The sequence below is a fragment of the Methyloceanibacter sp. wino2 genome (genome assembly GCF_003071365.1).
In the GTDB taxonomy this organism is placed as follows: Bacteria; Pseudomonadota; Alphaproteobacteria; order Rhizobiales; family Methyloligellaceae; genus Methyloceanibacter.
The window spans coordinates 2,663,678-2,679,847 of the sequence record NZ_CP028960.1 but is presented as its reverse complement, the minus strand read 5'-3'; the positions used below and the strand labels follow the sequence as shown (position 1 = coordinate 2,679,847).

Sequence of the window (16,170 nt, the reverse complement as noted above, 5' to 3'; positions counted from 1 at the left end):
GCTCACCCCTGCTCCGAGACTGCATGCGGCCCGAGCGGCTGCCCGTACGAGAACTCGACGATGTAACCGGTGGGGTCCTTGACCCCGCAAAGATAGCCGGTGGGCGGCGCGTATTCGTGCGGCTCCCAGTGAAGGCAACCATCGTCCCGGGCAAGGGCCGCAATCCGGTCCACCTCTTCGCGCGTCGCAACCCCGAACCCGTAATGGGTCATGTCGCTTTCTTCTTGTTCCCGCAAGGCGCCGCCGCCGAGAAGAACGAGAACGAACCGGTCGCCCGCGCCGGGGCTCGCCAGCCAGACCACACGCTTGTCGTCCTCACCGTGCTCCTTGACGATCTCCATGCCGCAATAGCGCGCATAGAAGTCGATGGACTTGTCGAGGTCCGCCGCCTGAAGGGCGCAATGGGTGAAGGCCACGGTCATCACGACCGTATTGGACCACAGACGGGAGGGGAGACGTAAGTCCCGGCGCTACGGCGCGGGTGGCGCTGCGCGGCTGCGGCGCGGCGGTTTTGTCCGGATCCTGTCCAGGATGCGCTCGAACGACCCGAAGAGCCAGTAGTGCCCCATGCCCTCGATGACTTCGAGCCGGCAATTCGGCAGCACCTCCGCAAGACGATACGCCGCCTCGGGCGGCACAATCGTGTCTTCACTACCCTGCCAGATCGTAACCGGCGTCTCCAACTTGTGCAGGTTCAAGCCCCAAGGATGGCAGTAGAGGCGCAAATCCTGGACGGCGCCCTCGACCGAATGGCTCAGACCTTCGCGCATGCTGGTGCCCAAGGAGTGGCGGAGACCGTACTGATCCAAAATGGCGCGGTCCGTCTCGGTCGCGTACTGGGTCACCAGATATTCGGCGCTGTGCGGGAACCACGTGACCATCGAACGCACACCCTCGAAATAGACGCGCGCCGCAGTCTCGGAATGCCCCAGATAGGAGAAGATGAAGTGCTGCAGGCTGGTCATGGAAACGCGTTCGGCATCGGCAACGAGCCCGACTGGCGAAATCAGGGCAACCTGCTGGATCCGGTCTCGCATGAGAAGCGCCGCCGCCAAGGCATGGGGACCGCCGCCGGAGAAACCGACCAGGAAGAAGCGGTTGATGCCCAGACCGTTCACCAAGGCTTGGATATCGTAGGCCGTATCCTTCAGGGTCGCGTGGTGGTGCGGATCCGACAGGCCATAGCCTGCCCGGTCGAGCGCAACGATCCTGAAACCCATTTTACGCGCAACGGAGTCGGTGCTTTCGAACAGCATCCGCGACCCCGGCGTGCCGTGCAGCACAACGACCGGCAGCCCCTCGGGCGCCCCGTACTCCGCAAACCCGATGTGACGTCCCTTTTCCAGCCGCAGCACGCACGCGGTGCGGTCAACAATTGTATGGGGTTCGTCCAAGACGAGCTTGTCCATGGCCTTGCGGGGTTGGTCTTGCTTCGAGACTCGATGCAATAGCTGTGCCGTGTGCCCTGCTTCGGACGGCGCCAGCCGTCAAAGGCACGGATGGACGTCCAGCGCTATTCGCAACCGATCATGATGTCGACGGGGTTGACGATCAACGTGACCGCCTTGCCCTCGTAAAGCTTGAGCGTCTCGAGCGAGGCGATCGTCACGCTGACTTCCACCAACGTATCGCCGGCAATCTGCACGTAAACGATGGCCGTCACGGCCCCTTTGCGGATCTCCATGATCTTGCCCGCGAACTGGTTCGCGGTGCTGAGCTTGGAGAGCTTCATCTTTGGTTCGTCTGACATCTTCCCCGCCTCTTCATTCGTTTTTTGTTTTGTCAGTGTCGCGCGCTCACGTGAGACTAGCGCAGAAGCGCTGAATGCGCATGCACGCCTCTTTCAGCGCCTCGATCCCGGTCGCATAGGAAATACGGAAGAAGGGCGACAGCCCGAAGGCCTCGCCATGCACGACGGCAACGCCTTCTTCCTGCAAGAGCAACTCGGCGAAGTCGCCGTCGTTCCCGATGACATCGCCCTTCGGGGTCTTCTTGCCGATCGTGCCTGCACACGACGGATAGACATAGAACGCGCCTTCGGGCGTCGCGCAGGTGATGCCTTCCGCCTCGTTGAGCATGGACACGACGACGTCGCGGCGTTCCTGGAACGCCTTGACCCAATCGGCCAGGAAGTCCTGAGAGCCGCGCAGAGCCTCGACGGCCGCCCACTGGCTGATCGAACACGGGTTCGACGTGGACTGCGACTGCAGCTTGCCGATGGCCTTGATGAGTGCGGCCGGGCCGCCCGCATAGCCGATGCGCCAGCCGGTCATCGAATAGGCCTTGGACACGCCGTTCAGCGTCAAGGTGCGATCCTTGAGCTTGGGCTCGACCTGCGCCGGCGTCGAAAATTCGAAGCCGTCATAGACGAGGTGCTCATAGATGTCGTCGGACAGGATCCACACCCGCTCGTGGCGCAGCAGCACGTCGGTCAGCGCCTTGATCTCGTCGCGCGTATAGGCCGAACCGGTCGGGTTGGACGGCGAATTGAAGATGAACCACTTGGTCTTCGGCGTGATCGCCTTTTCGAGGGCGTCCGGCGTCAGCTTGAAGCCGTCCTCGAGCTTCGTCTCAACGATGACAGGCTCGGCGCCGGCCAGAAGCACGATGTCGGGATAGCTCACCCAATACGGCGCCGGGATCACGACCTCGTCGCCGGGATCGAGCGTGGCCAGGAGCGCGTTGTACAGGACGTGCTTGCCGCCGCTGCCGACCGTCACTTCGGCGGGCTGGTACTCGAGGCCGTTCTCCCGCGCGAACTTCTCGCAGATCGCCTGCTTCAGCTCCGGGATGCCGTCGACGGCAGTGTACTTCGTCTCGCCCCTGTTGATCGCCTCGATTGCGGCCGCCTTGATGTTGTCCGGCGTATCGAAATCGGGCTCCCCGGCGCCAAGGCCGATAACGTCAAAACCGGCGGCCTTCATCTCACGAGCCTTGTTCGTGATGGCCATTGTCGGTGAGGGCTTGACCCGTTCAAGCGTGCGGGAAACCAGTCCCATGAGGTGCTCCTGACGATTTCAGAGGGCTGCAAAAGCGCAGTCACTGCGGAAAAATCTCGGCAACCCTATGCGTGCGCCTGTTCTGCCGCAAGTGCATTGCACCATAGATTTTCGGAGGAGACGAAACCGGGAACGGAACGGCCCCGGAGGGGCCAAATGGGGCGCCATCGCGCGCGGCGGCGCGCGCAAAACGGCACAAATCGCCCCGCCAGGGCTCACGCTTCCGTGTGGTAAGCGGGACTCCAGTCCGCTCGCGTGAGACCGAATAGGCCGATCTGCAGCGCACCAAACCATTGAAATATAACGGTTTAGAAGGGGTCAGCCCCGAATCCCTACTTGAGTACCGGGCTGTGGGCGCCAGAGTCTGGACGCTGGCACGTCCATCAGCCCTCTTTCCGAGGCGCTACTCTGTGGTAATGTCTCCGGCCATACGGGAATCGGCCCGGTTTGGGACCGACGAAAGTGACGGGACCTTTGGGAATGCTGGAAGCCTTGGCAGTGTGTGTTGTTCTGCTCGGAACGCTGGGCTTTGTTGCGCTGCAGATGCGGCAGCAGCCCGCCCGCGCGAAGGCCGCGCCGCGGCGCAGCCGGAGGAGCGTCTGATGCGAAAGCAGACTTTGAAGCCGTCTTCCATGCCGGCGCCGCGCCGGCGGCTCGCTGCAAAGGCATGCCTGGCCGCCTCCGCCGCGCTGGTCGCGTTGTTCGCAGCGTCCAACATGCGCGACGCCTTTCCCACCATGAACGAGGACGGGCTCGCGCAGTCCTTGCGTCAGAGCGCGTGGACCAAGGCTCTCTCCGATCAATCGGCCGCCGAGGCGTGGCCGTGGCAGAACGTTTCGCAGCACATGTCGGCGTTGCCGTCGGCGAAGGTGCGCCGGCTGGGACTGAGCGCCTCCTTCCGTGACATGACGGAAGTCGCCGCCGAGCCCGGCCGCGACGCCGCCCCGTCCCTGGCCAGCCAGAAATCCAGCCCGCGTTCCGCGCAAGGCGACGTGGCGCTCGGCGATGTCGGCTCCGGCACGGTGGGCATCGGCGACAGCATCACCTTTACCGCGGACGACGGCGCGACGTGCGTCTATCGCGTCACGGGGCGCCCGGTCGTGGATCCGCACCTCGACTCGCGCCAAGCCGAAGGCGCCAAGGGTGAAGCCGGACTGTTCGATTGCAGCCCGCTCGACAATTTGATCATGCGCGCAACGCAAGCGGCCCCAAAGGCCGCACCCGAAGCGCACGCGATCGAGCACCAGCGCAAACTCTAGATCTCTGACGGCAATTAGGCTTAAGCCCGCACGACGCAGGCCCGCTTGCGGCCGCGCTCAGTGCTGCCCGGCAAAACGCTCGGGCGTTTAAGGCTGCTCCGCGGGGGCCTCGGCGGCCGGGGCGTCGGGCGCCGGCGTCTGTTCCGGGATGACCGATTCACCGCCTTCCGGCGTTGCGGCCTCGGGGGTTTCCGCTGGCGCCGCAGGCGCCACCGGCGCGGGCTGCGGCCTCGCCTGTGCTCGTGTGGACTCGACGGTCTGCTTCAGCTTCTCCAGGCCGTCCTCGTAGACCTCGCCGATATAGCCGTCGAGCATCAAGCCCTTCCAGCGCTTGATCGGGCTGGAGCCGGATTCGAATTCAAACGACCAGGTGACTTTGGATCCGGCGCCGTCGGGCACCAGCTGGAAATTGCTCGTCCCCTGAACGCCTTTGACATCCGCAGCCAGCGTCAGGCTGTGAGGCGGATCGGACTCGACGATCTGGATGCTGCCGTCACCCACGGAGGCGACGTCGCTCTCCCACTGAACCTTTGCACCGTTACCCTCGGGCGGCCCCGAATAGGTCATCTTGATATTCTCGTCCTTGACCGCCCACGGAGCCCATTCCTTCTGGTTCCGCAGATTGTTCAAGTACGGATAGATCACGTATTCCGGTGCGTTGATGACCACCGACCGCGTGGCTGTGACATAGGCCGGGAGCCCGAGCGCGACCGCCGAAAGAATCAGAACAAGTACACCAAGCCCAAGGATGAGCCGCATCATCGGCGCCATACCCACGTCTCCTGTATTCTCGGCGATGAGCCCCTGCAAACGGCCGCCACTGTGGCACGAGCGCCACGGTTCCGCGCTCGCAAAGTCACAGAAAACGATTACAGTTTCAACGTCAACATGAGGGAGGGTTTGACAATGAATCTATCTCCGCCAACCACCATGGTCTTCGTCATTTCGATCGTTCTGGCGATTTTGGCGGTGCTCAGCACGTTCATGCCGCTGCCAATCATCGGCGAGTACAGGTTCTGGGTGGCGATTGCCGCCTACGTGATCCTTGCGGTCGGCAATATCTTCAGGGGCGTCTAGGGGCCGGTCCCACCCGGCTCGGACTGACGGCGGAAAAAAACCCGCCGCGTACCGTCCGTGGACGGACGCCGCAACTGCTTGAGAGCGCACAAGACTTGAAGGCGCACAAAATAAGAAGGGCCAGCATCGCTGCTGGCCCTTCGTGTTTTCATCGACAACCGGTCTAGTCGTCGTCCCGCGCCCAGGAAGGCCGATAAGGCATCGGCGTGGGCGCCGGACCCGGCGTCGTTCCGGGCATCGGCGGGCGTGGCGGCGTGTACCCGGGTATGGCGCTTCCGGGACCACCCGGCCGCGATGGGGCACTGCCCAATCCGGGCGACGACGGCTGCGACGGTGACGGCTGTGCCAATGGCGGCCGTTGTACCGGCTGGGCCACAGGCGGCCTTGGTGCCGGCCGCGCCATCGGAGGCGCAGCAGGCTTCGGCGCCGGTGCCACGGTCTTTGGCGCCACGGCCTTCGGGGCTGCCTTCTTCGGGGCGACCTTCTTCGGGGCAGCTCTTTTCGAAGCGGCCTTTTTCGGCGCCGCTTTCTTCGCGACCGTCTTCTTCTTCGCGACGGTTTTCTTGGCTGCCGTCTTACGCGCTGGGGCCTTCTTCTTCTTCGCGGCCGCCTTCTTCACTGCCGACTTTTTGGCGACAGTTTTCTTCTTAGCGGCCGACTTCTTGGCTGGCGCTTTCCGAGCGGAAGCCTTTCGCGCCGACTTCTTGGCCGCGGATTTCTTGGCCGCGGACTTTCGTGCCGTGCCCCTCCGGGCCGCACTCTTCCGAGCCGTCGATTTCCGCGCTGTCGATTTGCGCGCGGCAGACTTTCGTGCGGTCGACTTGCGCGCAGTGGATTTGCGAGCCGTCGATTTCCGCGCCGCCGTCTTGCGAGCAGCCGTCTTGCGGGCGGGGCTTCTCCGAGCCGCCGTCTTCCGGGCCGCACTCTTACGTGCGGTCGACTTCCGAGCGGTCTTCCGCGCTGCCGTCTTACGAGCGGCTGTCTTGCGAGCTGACGTCTTGCGCGCCGGGCTCTTCCGGGCCGCCGTCTTCCGAGCCGCACTCTTACGTGCAGTCGACTTCCGTGCGGTCTTCCGCGCCGCGGTTTTGCGGGCGGCTGTCTTACGCGCCGGGCTCTTCCGAGCCGCCGTCTTCCGGGCTGCGCTCTTCCGCGCCGTCGATTTGCGTGCGGTTGATTTCCGCGCCGTCTTACGAGCGGCTGTCTTACGAGCGGCTGTTTTGCGAGCGGCCGTCTTGCGCGTTGCAGTCTTCCTTGCAGGCGACTTACGCGCAGTGCTCTTGCGCGCGGTGGTCTTACGGGCAGCCGTCTTCCGGGCTGCCGTCTTGCGAGCGGCCGGCCTACGCGCCGCCGTTCGTCGTGCCGCCGTACGGCGGGCTGGTGACTTCTTACTCGCTGTACGTTTCTTCCCAGTTGTTCTCGTAGCCATTGGTTTGCTCCGATGCTGTTTGGTGTCGCTCAGCGACCCGTTCACGAGGACGCGTACTCCAGTTACGCTTCACTAGTGCTCCAGGCTTGCCGCACCACATGGCAAGTGAACTCTTTTTATTTGGTATACGCACATATAATGCGCATTGTGGCAATTCAACAGATCACACCGTTGAACTGCAACAAGCGAATCTTTCACAGCGCGCTCCACGATACAGCCGTTCGTGCCTCACGGACACCAACCGATTCGCTTTGTGCAGAGGAAACGCCGCAATCATATTGCAGTGCAAGACGCCTTCCGAACCTCTGTGCCAACCGGTTGGACCGTATACGTCTTTTCACGCAAACGCGACGCTAGGTGCGCGCCGCGGACTTACTCCATCTGCAGCAAGGCGTCGGCGAATGGCCCTCGTGAAATGTGCGGATCGCCCGTGAACGGAAAGTCGAAGGCGATGCCGAGAAACAGCGTCAACGCCAGCAGCGCCGCCAGTGAGCCGGTCATGAGAACCTGCGCGTCCAAATTGGACGACGCGAAGAAGGCGGGATAGCCGAGCGTGATCAAGCCGCCGACGATGAGCACGAACCAGAGCACCCCCGGCACCGACCCGTTCGCGCTGTCCAGCCGTTCGTTGCGGTTGTCCGTGATCAGCGTCAGCAAGTCGAGCGCTTGCTGAAACAGCACCTGCTCCTTGCGGCTCGAGGGTTCCAGGTCGAGTATCGCCTGGTTAAGTGCGACGAGGTTGCGGCCGACGGCCTCGCTTCTTCCGCCGAGCGCCATAGAGTCCCACGAAGTGTCGTAGACGCTCTTCGTGTAGCGCAGAACCGCCTCACGGACATTGCTGCCCTCGTCCGGCAACGCCAACGCGACGTGATAGAGGTCGATGGTTGCCTTGGCCTCGTCGCGTACCGAGTCCTCCGTATGCGTGTAGTCCTCCCAGACGGCGATGACGACGAATGCCAGCAGCACGGCGTACAAAACACCGACCACGGCGTATTTGAAGCCTGCGACCTCGTTGTTCTCCTTCAGACGGTCGGCGCCGTAGTGAAAGCGCGTGAGCAGCATGAGCCCGACCGCGTAACCCACCACCACGACCGTCACGACGGCGCCGATCGCCCACAGGGGCGTGTCTCGCATCAAGCTGAGAAAGGCGATCGGGGGAGCGGCGTCTACCATGAGGCGGCAATCCTCGCGTCGGCGGTGTTGGGCGCGTCCGGCGGTGTCCGCTAGACTTCGCCGGCACTCAAAGCGATTCGGGACACAGAAACCTATGGCCGACAAAGGTTCAAGCTCAAACGAACCCCAGCCGCAAGAGGGGCTGACACGGCGGGAAAGCAAGGAGGCGAAGGAGCGCCGCCGGCTTCGCGCCGCCGTGGTGTACGAGATCATACGCCTGGAGGGCGAAGCGGAACTGTCGCGCAGGTTCAACGCCCTGTGGTGGTCCGCCCTCGCCGCAGGGCTGTCGATCGGTTTCTCCGTCCTCTCGCAGGCGCTGCTCGAAGCCTATCTGCAGCCCTTCCCGAGCGCGGCCATCATCGCCGATTTCGGCTATTGCGTCGGCTTCCTGATCGTCATCCTCGCCCGGCAGCAGCTCTTCACGGAGAACACGCTCACCGCTGTCCTGCCCGTCATGGTGCGAAAGGACTGGAGCGCCGTATGGGACGTGCTGCGCCTGTGGGGCATCGTTCTCGGCGGCAACCTTGTCGGCTGCTTCTTCTTCGCTGCCTTCCTCGCCTATTCGGGCGCGTTCTCCGACACCACGCAACACGCGATCACCGAGATCGGGCGGCATCTGATGGCCAACAGCCCGACCGAAATGTTCATGAAGGGCATCATGGCCGGTTGGCTGATCGCCGCGCTCGTGTGGATGCTGCCCTCCTCCGAAGGAACCGAGATATTCATCATCACGCTGATCACCTACATCATCGCGCTCGGCGACTTCACCCACATCATCGCCGGCTCGGTGGAGGCGATCTACATGGTCCTCATCGGCGAGGTGGGCTTCTGGCAGGCGTTCGGCGGCTTCTTCATACCGACGCTCCTGGGCAATGTGGCGGGCGGCACCGTCCTCTTCGCCATGATCAGCTACGCGCAAGTCCGGCAGGAACTGGAAGGCTAGGTCTTCGGCCGACTTCCGCCATTTCTTGATCTGGCTCAAGCAATCGTGCGGCGATTGTCGGTTTCCCCTCAAACGGGGGCGCCGAGAGGTGAGCGCGTGTCCTGAAATCGGGCCGTTTTTCTCGTGGCATGGCGATTGCTTTTCGATGCGGGAGGCCAAGAGGCCTCGCTGGGCAAACTGTCAGGATCGGAGGCACGCCGTGGCCAACGTCACCTTCTCCTCGCCGAAGCTGGCGAAGGACGTCACCGTTTACGCGATCGCCGGAGATCGCGGGACCATTCTCTCTCTGGCCAAGGCGCACAAAGTGCCCATCCCGTTCGATTGTCAGGACGGTGAATGCGGCTCGTGCCTCGTGGAGGTCAGCCATCTCAGCCCGACGACCAAGAACGCGATCGCGCTGACGGAAAAGGAGAAGGAACTCCTCAAGCAGCTCGGCAAGATCACCAAGGACGAGATCTACGACGCGGAGGTCAACGACATGCCGCCGCGCTACCGGCTCGCCTGCCAGTGCTTCGTGCGGCACGAGGACATCGTCGTCACCTTCCAAGGGGACGACACGGTGCCCGATCAAGGCCCCTACATCACCCCTGCGGCCAAGGTCTTCGCCGGCGGATTGCAGATCGCCACGGTGGATGAGTTCCTCAGCTACGCGGTCAAGGTCGAGGAAGATGCCGCCGACCATTACAACCAGCTGGCCAAGGACATGGGCGCCTGTGGCGACTCCGAGCTCAAGAGCCTGTTTGAGCAGCTGGCAGACTCGGCGCGGATGCATCTTGGCGAAGCGAGAGCACGCGCCGGAAGCATCGACGACGGCAAGTCGGTTCCCCCCGACTACGTCTGGCCCGAACAGGTTGGGCCGGAGCAGAGTTCGTCTTTCGCGGGCGATTCAGCACTGAGAAGGCTGGGCGTGCTCCGCGTCGCTCTGCAAGGCGCAACGCGCGCCTACGAGTTCTATGTCTCGGTAACGGCGACGACCAAGAACCCCGAGGTCGCGTCGGTGGCCAGGGACTTCGTCGCCCACAAGGCGGAGCGGCTCAAAGTCATCGAGGCCTGGATCACGCGTGAGGAATGGGCGGAGAAGAGCGCAAAGCAACCCGCCACCGTTTAGGCGGTCTTACAGCGACCGGCTGGGCAACAGCGAACCCGTGGAGGAACCCGCTATGGAGAGTGTGGAGGAGTTTCTTGCCTACGCTATGAACCTGGAACGCGAGGCGGCCGAACGTTTCGGCCAGCTCGCGGACGCCATGGACGCATCTGGCAATCGAAACGTCGGTAAGCTATTCCGGCAATTGTCGGAATATTCGAGGCTCCACTACGGCGAGGCAAAAGCCCGCTCTGGGTTCCGTGAAATCCCCGATTTGAAACCGGGGGACTTCAGCTGGCCCGAGCTCGAGAGCCCCGAGACAGCCGCGATCTGGGCCGCGGACCCCATGATCGGCCGCGACGCGGCGCTGGAAATTGCGTTGGACGCCGAGACCGCAGGCTTCGATTTTTACAAGACCGTTCTCGACACCACCAAGGACCCGGAGATCAAGGCGCTGGCCAAGGAGTTCGTCGAGGAAGAGCGCGGGCATGTCACGGAACTGAAGCGGTGGATAGCGGCCCATAAGGCCGGCAAGCCGCTGCCCGTGGACATCGTCCTGACCGCCCCCTAGCCGGCTAGGCAGCCTCTACCCGGTAGCGCTGCCTGTGGCGCGTCAGAGTTCGTAACTGTATGTCGCGCATGGTTCGGATGTGGCCGTCGGCGCGTCTTCGCCGGTGAACACCCCCAAGACCATCTCATCGCCTTTCGGATTGGGTGCGATCATCACATAGGTCACGGGCTGGTCGGGCATACCGCAGAGCTTGTTGCCGTTGAGAAGTTCCGGATCGGCCGGGCTCTCGAGCTTGTAGATTTCCCCGTCGCCACCCGAGCCGCTGCTGAAAATCGCCCAAGGGGCCGGCCCATTGGTCACGGCGGTCATCGCCAGCGAGGTACCGTTGGCAAAGGTCAGGCTGTTGGGGAGATACACCACGTCTCCCGTGATGGAGTCTGCCGTCTTGCTGGTGGCATGCCAGGTCACGGGCTCGCCCGGCGCGGGCTGTTCCTTCGCAACAGCCTGAGCAGACAGGGCCAAAACGGCGACTCCGGCCAACAAGTACGTCCGACGCGTCATCTGAAGCACCTTTCTCATGAGTTCGACACCCTCACTGTGTGCATACCCTGCCCAAGAAACCATGAAGACAATCGTTAGAACTGGCATGGCAACAACGCGTGACGAGAGCCGCTGCGCGCCGCAACTCGGCCCCGTCCGAAGAGCGACCTCTCGCCCCTAGCCAACGCCCTTCCCGGTCGCCATATTCGCGAGCATGCCCCCTCGCCCACCCAAGACTTTCGGATCCCGCGCTGAGCCCCGCGCCGTCACCGGCGAAGCGGCGGGCATGCCCGTGTCCGGCGACCGGCGCGACCCCGGTTTCGGCGAAGCGTCCCAACCCCTGATCCAGGACCACCCGCTCGTCACGGGCGCGGCCATGGAGTTTACGCCCCACCGTCCCGCGCGCCCCGAGAAATCCGAAGGCGGCATCGAGCTCAACCTCCAGACGGAGATGGAGCCGAAAGGCGACCAGCCCCAGGCCATCGCCGAACTCGTGGCCCAGGCGGATGCGCAGGAGCGCGATCAGGTGCTGCTCGGGGTCACCGGCTCGGGCAAGACCTTCACCATGGCTCAGGTCATCGCGCGCACCCAGCGGCCTGCTCTCATTCTGGCGCCCAACAAGACGCTGGCCGCCCAGCTCTACGGGGAGTTCAAGAGCTTCTTCCCCGACAACGCGGTGGAGTATTTCGTCTCCTATTACGACTACTACCAGCCGGAAGCCTACATCCCGCGCACGGACACCTATATCGAGAAGGACTCGTCCATCAACGAGCAGATCGACCGTATGCGCCATGCGGCCACGCGCGCGGTCATGGAGCGGGACGACGTGGTGATCGTCGCCAGCGTGTCCTGCATCTACGGTATCGGCTCGGTCGAGACCTACACGGCCATGACGTTCAGCCTGAAGCGCGGCGACCGCATCGAGCAGCGGCAGCTGATGGCGGACCTCGTGGCGCTGCAGTACCGGCGTAACGACGTGAATTTCGCGCGCGGGTCTTTCCGGGTGCGCGGCGACACGATCGAGCTGTGGCCGGCCCATCTGGACGACCGGGCCTGGCGTATCTCGCTGTTCGGCGACGAGATCGAAGCCATCGTTGAGTTCGATCCCCTGACTGGTGCCAAGACCGACGAATTCGCCATCGTGAAGATCTACGCCAACTCGCACTACGTGACGCCGAAGCCCACGCTGAAACAGGCCGTGCGCGGCATCAAGGAGGAGTTGAAGCAGCGCCTTATCGAGTTGAACGGCGCCGGGCGTCTTCTGGAGGCGCAGCGCCTTGAGCAACGGACCCTGTTCGATCTGGAGATGATCGAGGCCACCGGGTCCTGCGCCGGCATCGAGAACTATTCGCGCTACCTCACCGGACGCAAGCCCGGCGAGCCGCCGCCGACCCTGTTCGAGTATCTGCCCGACAACGCGCTCGTCTTCGTCGACGAAAGCCACGTCACCGTGCCCCAGATCGGCGCCATGTTCCGCGGCGACTACAAGCGCAAGTCCACACTCGCGGAATACGGTTTCCGCCTGCCCTCCTGCATGGACAATCGTCCGTTGCGCTTCGAGGAGTGGGACGCCATGCGCCCGCAGACCGTCTACGTGTCGGCCACGCCGGGCGGCTGGGAACTGGATCAGACCGGCGGCGTGTTCGCCGAGCAGGTCATCCGGCCCACGGGGCTCGTGGACCCGCCGGTCGAAATCCGCCCCGCCACCACCCAGGTGGACGACCTCATCGACGAGACCCGCAAAGTGGTGGCCAACGGCTACCGCGTGCTCGTCACCACACTGACGAAGCGCATGGCCGAGGACCTGACCGAATACATGCACGAGCAAGGCTTGCGCGTGCGCTACATGCATTCGGACGTGGAGACGCTGGAGCGCATCGAGATCATCCGTGACCTTCGGCTCGGCGCCTTCGACGTGCTGATCGGCATCAATCTGTTGCGCGAGGGCCTGGATATTCCCGAGTGCGCGCTCGTCGCCATTCTCGATGCGGACAAGGAAGGCTTCCTGCGCTCCGAGACCTCGCTCGTCCAAACCATCGGCCGCGCTGCCCGCAACGTGGACGGCAAGGTGATCCTCTATGCGGACGGCATAACCGGCTCCATGGAGCGCGCCATGGCCGAGACCTCGCGGCGGCGTGAAAAGCAGGTCGCCTGGAACGAGGCCAACGGCATCACGCCGGAAAGCGTGAAGAAGAACATTGGCGACATCCTCTCAAGCGTATACGAGCGCGACCACGTGCTGGTGGACGCGGGCGCCGGCTTCGCCGAGGACGGCCAAACGCCGATCGAAGGCACGGTCGGCCACAATATCGAGAGCGTTATCCAAGACATGGAGAAACGCATGCGCACCGCCGCCGCCGACCTCGAATTCGAGGAGGCCGCCCGCCTGCGCGACGAGGTCAAACGGCTGCGCCAGATGGAGCTCGCCATCGCCAACGATCCGCTGGCCCGGCAATCGGAGCTGGAACGCTCGGCGGCATCGACCGACATCTCCCGCCCGCACAAGCCGAGCCTCGACGAGATGGGACCGCACAACCGCGAGATCCCGTTGCGCAAAGCCAAACCCCGCTCACGCTCCGGCAAGCCCGGCACGCGGACGTTCAAGACAAACCGCACCTAGGCAGGTTCTGACAAACATCAGAACTTCCAACGACTTGCACTTGATCCAACGCAAGGCCCGCGGCCGCGCGTTGCGCCACGCTTCGTTCAGGGTGGAGAGACGAGCCGCGCCATGACGTCTCCTGCCGCATGTCCTTGAGGATCCGGCGAACGCATCCACAAGGACATGGCTCTTCACCCCCAACTCCTCGTGCCACAAGCGAGGGGAAGCCTATCGACCCGGAAGCCTGGCGCTCGCGCCGGGCTTCTCGGTTATTGGGCCCAGCAACGCCGCGGAAAACGGGCCGTTCCAAACCGATCCCCCCTTTAACGCTTTTTCAAGCCTATGAAGCGAAAGTGGTTGCGTACCGATTTGAGTACGCAACGCGTAGAGGGAATCAGTTATGCGCACCATCATCGCTCTTGCGGTCGTTACCGCGACGCTCGCCCTTGGCGGGTGTTTCCATTTGCACCAGCAGGCTGTTGTCACGGAGCTTCCCCCGGCCCCCGTGCCGTACAAGTAGTCTGTTGTCGTCGTAAGCCTTCCCGGTTTCGCCTCCCCTCGTCTGCGCCTGCCCGCGTGGACAGTCCCCGGAGACCGGAAAGCCAAAGTTTTGCGTCGAAAAGCTCGGCCACCGCGCCGGGCTTTTTCGCGCGCGCCACCTCGCGAAGCGGTCAAGCGCTTGTGAGGAGATATGAGCCTTACGTGACGGCAAGGTCGGCTAGCTTGGCTGCACATCAAATTGGCAGCAGGGAGTCGAAATGTCCGCACTCGTCCGTTTACTGAAGACCGGCCGGAACTTGGCCGAAGGAATCCCCTATAGCCTGGTCGCGCTGATCGCGCGTCTGTCCGTGGCCTCCGTGTTCTGGCGCTCGGGCCTGACAAAGGTAGACGAGACCTTTCAGGTGAAGAGCACCACGTTCTTCCTCTTCAAGGAGGAATACAAGGTGCCCGTCATTCCGCCGGAGATCTTGGCCTATCTCGCCACCTACCAGGAGCTCATCGGTGCCGTTCTGCTGGTGATCGGCTTGGCGACCCGCCTCACGGCGCTGGCCTTTATGGGCATGGTCGCCGTCATCCAGGTCTTCGTCTATCCGCAGGGCTGGCCCGACCACATCCTGTGGTTCGCGCTGCTGTTCCTCCTCGTCGCGCGCGGCCCCGGGCGATCTCGATCGATCACCTCATCTGGCGGCGCGTGACGTAAGGAAGGGTTGTGTCTGCGTGAAACGCGGGCCGGCCGGCGCTTAGCCGCCGGCCTGCAATTTCCGCAACAGTGCGTGGCTCGGATAGCCGTCCGCAGGCAGCCCGTATTGAAGCTGCATGGCGCGGATCGAATCCCGGGTCGCCGCGCCGATCACGCCGTCGATCTTGCCGACATCGTAGCCGCGCTGCACGAGGAGCCGTTGCAGCTGCTTGCTCTCCTCACCGCTGAAGGGTTCGGGGTTGCCGGTACGAAGCGGCGGCGCGCCCGCGAGCCGCGTGGCGAAGTAGCCGGCGGCCGTCGAGTAGACCAGCGAATTGTTCCAGTCGAGGTAGACATTGATGAAGTTGGGATAGGCGAGGAAGGCCGGTCCGTTGCGTCCCATCGGCAGGAGCAGCGCGGCGGGCGTCGCGTCCGCCGGCACGGGCTGGCCGTTGCGATACTTCACCCCGTACTTGGACCAGAACAGCCGCGGCCGCTGGATGGTCACGTCGGCCTGGTCCCACGGCAGGTTCTGCGGCACAATCACCTCTTCCAGCCAGGGCTGACCGGCCTGCCAGCCCTTCGAGGCTATGTAGTTCGCCGCCGAGGCGAGCGAGTCCGGCACGCTCTTCACGAGATCGCGGCGCCCGTCGCCATCGTAGTCGACGGCGAAGTTGTAGTAGGTGCTGGGCTGGAACTGGAACTGCCCCACCTCACCGTGGGTCGGCCCGCGCATTTGCGAACGGTGAAGGTCGCCCCGGTCGAGCACCTTCAAGGCATCCATCAGCTGCTCGCGAAATTCCTCGGGTCGGCGGCAGTCGTAGCTCAGCGTCGCCAGGGAGCGGATGCTGTCCATGTTGCCCATGAAGGCGCCGAAGTCGGTCTCCAGGCCCCAATAAGCCACCAGCACAGGACCGGGTACGCCGTATTGCTGTTCAATCCGCTTGAAGACCGGCGCGTACTTCTGAAGCCGCGCCCGGCCCGACGCCAAGCGGTTCTTGTTCACCATCCGATTGGTGAAGGTCAGGTAGTCCTGCGCGAACACACCTTGGGCGCGGTCCTTCGCGACGACCCGCGGATCGTAGGTGACGCCGTTCAGGGCAGTGGCCACTGTTTGCGGCGAGATCCCCTCGGCGATGGCTTCCTGTTTGAAGCCTTGCAGCCACTTACTGAAGCCTGCGGGGCCGGGGCACTTCTGCGCGAGCGCAGACGAAGCGGAACCGAACAGCACTGCCGCACACAGGCCAGCGAGCACTGAGAATCGAATGACGCGAGTCAGGGGGTGTGTAGACATGCGCGCCACTGAACCCAGTCGGACGGCATCCGTCAAGCAAAGAGGAATGAGTTCGAACAGATCGGCGAATGCTTGTCATGCC

Annotated in this window: 15 protein-coding genes and 2 pseudogenes; 8 read left to right on the top strand and 9 right to left on the bottom strand. The window is 63.6% G+C overall.

Features of this window, described 5'->3' with window-relative positions; translation table 11 throughout:
* Positions 1-2: 2 nt before the first annotated feature.
* From DCY11_RS12690 to DCY11_RS12675, 4 genes are all read right to left on the bottom strand, one after another.
* Positions 3-422: a VOC family protein gene (locus tag DCY11_RS12690; RefSeq protein ID WP_108683186.1), complete on the bottom strand. Its 420-nt coding sequence runs from the start codon at positions 420-422 to the stop codon at positions 3-5.
* A gap of 48 nt (positions 423-470) precedes the next feature.
* Positions 471-1,409 (bottom strand): alpha/beta fold hydrolase, encoded by a 939-nt coding sequence (locus DCY11_RS12685; protein WP_108683185.1) that lies wholly within the window; start codon positions 1,407-1,409, stop codon positions 471-473.
* Positions 1,410-1,513: 104 nt separating this feature from the next.
* A complete protein-coding gene (locus DCY11_RS12680) occupies positions 1,514-1,750 on the bottom strand; it encodes a molybdopterin-binding protein (protein ID WP_208430469.1) in 237 nt (78 codons plus the stop codon).
* 46 nt (positions 1,751-1,796) lie between these two features.
* A complete protein-coding gene (locus tag DCY11_RS12675; protein ID WP_108683183.1) occupies positions 1,797-2,999 on the bottom strand; it encodes a pyridoxal phosphate-dependent aminotransferase in 1,203 nt (400 codons plus the stop codon).
* 602 nt (positions 3,000-3,601) lie between these two features.
* Between DCY11_RS12675 and DCY11_RS12670 the strand changes: the two genes are divergently transcribed.
* Positions 3,602-4,258, top strand: a complete 657-nt coding sequence (locus tag DCY11_RS12670) for a hypothetical protein (protein WP_159080003.1) — start codon at positions 3,602-3,604, stop codon at positions 4,256-4,258.
* An 87-nt stretch (positions 4,259-4,345) separates the two neighbouring features.
* On the opposite strand, the gene DCY11_RS12665 is transcribed toward DCY11_RS12670, so the two are convergent.
* On the bottom strand, positions 4,346-5,029 hold the full coding sequence (locus DCY11_RS12665) for an SRPBCC family protein (RefSeq protein WP_108683181.1): 684 nt from the start codon (positions 5,027-5,029) through the stop codon (positions 4,346-4,348).
* Between the two features lie 135 nt (positions 5,030-5,164).
* Here DCY11_RS12665 and DCY11_RS15710 point away from each other — a divergent pair, with 135 nt between their 5' ends.
* Both DCY11_RS15710 and DCY11_RS16200 read left to right on the top strand, forming a co-directional pair.
* Positions 5,165-5,335 (top strand): hypothetical protein, encoded by a 171-nt coding sequence (locus DCY11_RS15710; RefSeq protein WP_174202122.1) that lies wholly within the window; start codon positions 5,165-5,167, stop codon positions 5,333-5,335.
* A gap of 266 nt (positions 5,336-5,601) precedes the next feature.
* A pseudogene (locus DCY11_RS16200) lies at positions 5,602-6,156 on the top strand (hypothetical protein); the annotation flags it as partial.
* Between the two features lie 242 nt (positions 6,157-6,398).
* Here DCY11_RS16200 and DCY11_RS16195 read toward each other — a convergent pair.
* Both DCY11_RS16195 and DCY11_RS12650 read right to left on the bottom strand, forming a co-directional pair.
* Positions 6,399-6,761 (bottom strand): annotated as a pseudogene (locus DCY11_RS16195) (histone H1-like repetitive region-containing protein); the annotation flags it as partial.
* A gap of 372 nt (positions 6,762-7,133) precedes the next feature.
* The gene (locus DCY11_RS12650; RefSeq protein ID WP_159080001.1) at positions 7,134-7,934 is read right to left on the bottom strand and encodes a DUF4239 domain-containing protein; all 801 of its coding nucleotides are present in this window, start codon (positions 7,932-7,934) and stop codon (positions 7,134-7,136) included.
* A 94-nt stretch (positions 7,935-8,028) separates the two neighbouring features.
* On the opposite strand from DCY11_RS12650, the gene DCY11_RS12645 reads away from it, so the two are divergent.
* From DCY11_RS12645 to DCY11_RS12635, 3 genes are all read left to right on the top strand, one after another.
* Entirely contained in the window at positions 8,029-8,877 is an 849-nt protein-coding gene (locus DCY11_RS12645; RefSeq protein WP_108683178.1) for a formate/nitrite transporter family protein, read from the top strand.
* A 199-nt stretch (positions 8,878-9,076) separates the two neighbouring features.
* Positions 9,077-9,985: a 2Fe-2S iron-sulfur cluster-binding protein gene (locus tag DCY11_RS12640; RefSeq protein WP_108683177.1), complete on the top strand. Its 909-nt coding sequence runs from the start codon at positions 9,077-9,079 to the stop codon at positions 9,983-9,985.
* Between the two features lie 52 nt (positions 9,986-10,037).
* The gene (locus tag DCY11_RS12635) at positions 10,038-10,532 is read left to right on the top strand and encodes a ferritin family protein (RefSeq protein ID WP_069443428.1); all 495 of its coding nucleotides are present in this window, start codon (positions 10,038-10,040) and stop codon (positions 10,530-10,532) included.
* A 42-nt stretch (positions 10,533-10,574) separates the two neighbouring features.
* Here the strand turns inward: DCY11_RS12635 and DCY11_RS12630 are convergent, their stop codons facing one another.
* Complete coding sequence (locus DCY11_RS12630) at positions 10,575-11,033, bottom strand: hypothetical protein (RefSeq protein WP_159080000.1); 459 nt, start codon at positions 11,031-11,033, stop codon at positions 10,575-10,577.
* A gap of 193 nt (positions 11,034-11,226) precedes the next feature.
* Between DCY11_RS12630 and uvrB the strand changes: the two genes are divergently transcribed.
* Positions 11,227-13,632, top strand: coding sequence for an excinuclease ABC subunit UvrB (uvrB, locus tag DCY11_RS12625; RefSeq protein ID WP_108683175.1), 2,406 nt, complete (start codon positions 11,227-11,229; stop codon positions 13,630-13,632).
* 740 nt (positions 13,633-14,372) lie between these two features.
* Positions 14,373-14,810, top strand: a complete 438-nt coding sequence (locus DCY11_RS12620) for a DoxX family protein (RefSeq protein WP_208430468.1) — start codon at positions 14,373-14,375, stop codon at positions 14,808-14,810.
* Positions 14,811-14,855: 45 nt separating this feature from the next.
* Here the strand turns inward: DCY11_RS12620 and DCY11_RS12615 are convergent, their stop codons facing one another.
* Positions 14,856-16,088, bottom strand: coding sequence for a lytic murein transglycosylase (locus DCY11_RS12615; RefSeq protein WP_108683174.1), 1,233 nt, complete (start codon positions 16,086-16,088; stop codon positions 14,856-14,858).
* Positions 16,089-16,170: the final 82 nt, after the last annotated feature.